Below are 3,282 nucleotides of genomic sequence, written 5' to 3'. Positions count from 1 at the left end.
AAATAAGTGATAAAGTTATTATTCAATCATTTAGTGAAGAAAGTCTACGAAAGATTCATAGTTTAAATGCCAATATACCGTTAGTACAATTATTATCATATAAAAAAGCAGTTCAATTAACAGATTTAGAAATAAAAAACTATAAAACATACTGCATTGGCCTAGGCATGAACTATAAGTATATTGATGCAGTCTATGTAAAAAACATAAAGAAACATGGCTTAGAAATTCATCCATTTACAGTAGATAATGAAAAAGATATGGAGAAGTTACTAAAATGGGGTGTAGACGGGATGTTTACTAATTATCCGGATCGTTTGCATTCAATATCGTCTTAAAAAAATCATAAATAAAAAGAATCCGAGCATTATGGGATTCTTTTTATTTTCACTTTCTGGTTATCCTTATAATAATAAGGTGTTCCATTCTATTTTTACAAAATAAATTAGAAGGTAATTAAACTGTAATTAATTTTACCTTTGTTTTTTATACCTTTTTGATACACTAGATACAAGAGGAATGCCAATTAGGGTAGGTAAGAACCAAAAACATATTGGTGGTAGTAAATTTATAATAGGAATATACATCCCAATGTTCACTAAAAGTGCGGTCACTGCACCAATGTATGAGCCTAACATACCTCTAATATGATGTCCTAGCCAATTTTTCCATCGCTGTTTTCTTGCGAGATATCCGTAAATCGCAAATGAATAGGAGATAATTGCTACATAAAATAAATATGCGATTTTATCCCAATTTAATATGGACAATATAATTGCAGTAATGGTTATAACAACATAGGATGCATGATATATTTCGCCCCATTCTGTATGCTTTCCTTTCTTTTTTTGAGCAAGCATCGCTACGATACCAGTGATTAAGCATATTGTTCCAAATAAAATGTGTATGGTTAAAATCACGTTAAAAATGCTCATAAAAATTCCTCCTTTTTTATTTTATAGTATTGTAGTATAGGAGAAAAGTTGAAAAACATTGTTAGTTTGGCTTAATATATTGAAATATAGGTACTCTTAGAACAAAACGAAAAGATTAAATTTTTTCTCAAATTTAGTGAGACGAGTATTACGTTAAATGAAGGAGAGACTTTTATGTTTACATCTATCACATACTTACAATCTGGGAACGATAAACAACAAAAAGTTTACGAAGTTATTAATAAACTAAACATAATGGAGGATTTAGCTTTATATAGCCCTGTACTTTGCGGGACAATCCCTATTAGAATTGATACCCTTCATTCTGACTTAGACATTGTAATGGAAGTACATAATTATGATTTTTTTGAACAGGAAATTAGATCATTGTATGGCTCATACGAAGAATTTGAAATAAAAAAGAAAAACATTAAAAATCTCTTAACAATAAAGGTGAATTTTCAATTTGAAGGTTTTGAATTTGAATTATTTGCTCAACCGCAGCCAGTACGTAACCAAAATGCATATAAACATATGATAGTGGAGCACATGCTATTAATGCAGCACCCACACATTAGAGAAGAAGTAATTGAATTAAAAGAACAAGGCGTAAAAACAGAACCGGCTTTTGCACAAGTATTAAAAATTGACGGAGATCCTTATGAAGAACTTATTTTATTAGGACAGGAAATGAGATTGTGGTAAATAAGGTACACAAAAAATCCTCTTTATATAAAAGAGGATTTTTATTATGCCATTAACTTACGAATCAAATTACTTAATATATAAATACCTTGAGCAATTTGTTCAGTGGAAGCATATCCATACGATAAGCGTATACACTGATCCGATTCTTCTTCATAAATACGTCCTGGGTTTAAAAGTACTCCCTTTGATAAGGCCTCTGAAAACAGTTTTTTCATTGGAATGTTAGGTACAACCGTTAGCCATATAAAAAATCCACCACTTGGGATATCCCATGTAGCAATATCTGCACAATACTTGTCTAAAGCTTGTAACATCATTCGTCTGCGCTCTTTCAGGTGGATCCTTACGTTCGCAACGTGTTCTTCATAAAAGCCTTTACTTAACCATTCCGCAGCAACTCTTTGAGATAAAGAACTCGATCCATAGTCTGTTTGCATTTTTATGTCTGATAATCTATCAATAACTGGCTCTGGTCCGATAATCCAACCAATTCTAAGTCCTGGACTAAGCGTTTTAGAGAGACTACCAATATATAATACATGTCCATGTTTATCCATTGATTTTAACGGAGGTGGAGGTAGTTCATCAATCCATAACTCACGATAAATATCATCTTCAATGATAGGCAATTGTTCTTTTTCGCAAATTTTTAGTATTTCTTTTCGACGCTCTTTGGACATTAATGCACCCGTTGGATTTTGAAAACAAGGAATCGAATATAAAATATTTTTCTTTTGACTATAATTAATTCGTCTTATCAAATCATTAGGAAAAATACCATGATGATCCATCTGTATTCCAGAAAGGTGAATATTAGCCGATTGAAATACATGTAGCGAATATAAGTAAGATGGTTGTTCAAGTAAAACAGTTGATTCTCTATGTAAGAGACCAATTGATATTAATTGTAATGCTTGCAATGCACCAGAGACTATTAATACAGAACTTGGAGATGTATTTATTCCGAATGATTTTACATAATTACTTATCGCTTCACGTAAAGGGAAATATCCTTTTTGTTCCTCGTATCCGAAATAATCTAGCTCCTCACATACGTTTCCCATAATGAATTTCATGGTTTCTAACGGGAAAAGATGAGGTGCAAGTTCTCCTTTACTAAGATGAATGAATTTTTTATTTGCTTCTGCTTCATTAATTTCTCGAACCATTAATTTACTCGGTTTATGAATACCAGCTTTCACATATTCACTCCAATCAGGCGGGGGATTAGTCGCTAATAATGACCATGTATTATTCATTACAATTGTTCCCGCCCCAATTTTCCCTTGAATTAAACCATCTGCCATAAGTTCTTCTAGTGCAGTTATTACAGTACTACGATTGACATGAAATAATTTCGCTAACTGCCGCTGACTAGGAATCTTACTTCCAATTGTCCATTCTCCGTTTTCAATTTTTTCTTTCATATAGTCTATTATTTGTCGATATTTTGGCGGTCTTTTATCGGTAGACATATTAAAAAACTCCCTCATTCATTTTAAAAATACAAAGTGGTTGGTTTTTTCGAGGAATAACTGGTTGAAGACATTGTATCAACTATTAAATATGATGAAAAGAAATAATTGGTAATTAAAAAATGGCTGGTTTATTGGAGAGGGAGAAAAAATATGCAGAATAA

4 protein-coding genes are annotated in these 3,282 nt (G+C 31.8%); 2 read left to right on the top strand and 2 right to left on the bottom strand.

The features are described from left to right. A partial coding sequence (locus tag KI356_RS24415) for a glycerophosphodiester phosphodiesterase family protein (RefSeq protein WP_274388402.1) occupies positions 1 to 338 on the top strand: 338 nt, incomplete at its 5' end. A 135-nt stretch (positions 339 to 473) separates the two neighbouring features. On the opposite strand, the gene KI356_RS24410 is transcribed toward KI356_RS24415, so the two are convergent. Continuing rightward, complete coding sequence (locus tag KI356_RS24410) at positions 474 to 935, bottom strand: DUF2306 domain-containing protein (RefSeq protein WP_097829292.1); 462 nt, start codon at positions 933 to 935, stop codon at positions 474 to 476. Positions 936 to 1,109: 174 nt separating this feature from the next. Between KI356_RS24410 and KI356_RS24405 the strand changes: the two genes are divergently transcribed. Further along, on the top strand, positions 1,110 to 1,640 hold the full coding sequence (locus KI356_RS24405; protein ID WP_097829291.1) for a DUF4269 domain-containing protein: 531 nt from the start codon (positions 1,110 to 1,112) through the stop codon (positions 1,638 to 1,640). Between the two features lie 44 nt (positions 1,641 to 1,684). Here KI356_RS24405 and pdxR read toward each other — a convergent pair whose 3' ends face one another. Further along, complete coding sequence (gene pdxR, locus KI356_RS24400; RefSeq protein ID WP_212936714.1) at positions 1,685 to 3,118, bottom strand: MocR-like pyridoxine biosynthesis transcription factor PdxR; 1,434 nt, start codon at positions 3,116 to 3,118, stop codon at positions 1,685 to 1,687. Positions 3,119 to 3,282 lie beyond the last annotated feature (164 nt).

It is taken from the genome of Bacillus hominis (assembly GCF_018332515.1).
GTDB lineage: Bacteria > Bacillota > Bacilli > Bacillales > Bacillaceae_G > Bacillus_A > Bacillus_A hominis.
The sequence above is the reverse complement of the archived record's forward strand: the minus strand, read 5'-3'. Positions and strand labels throughout refer to the sequence as shown.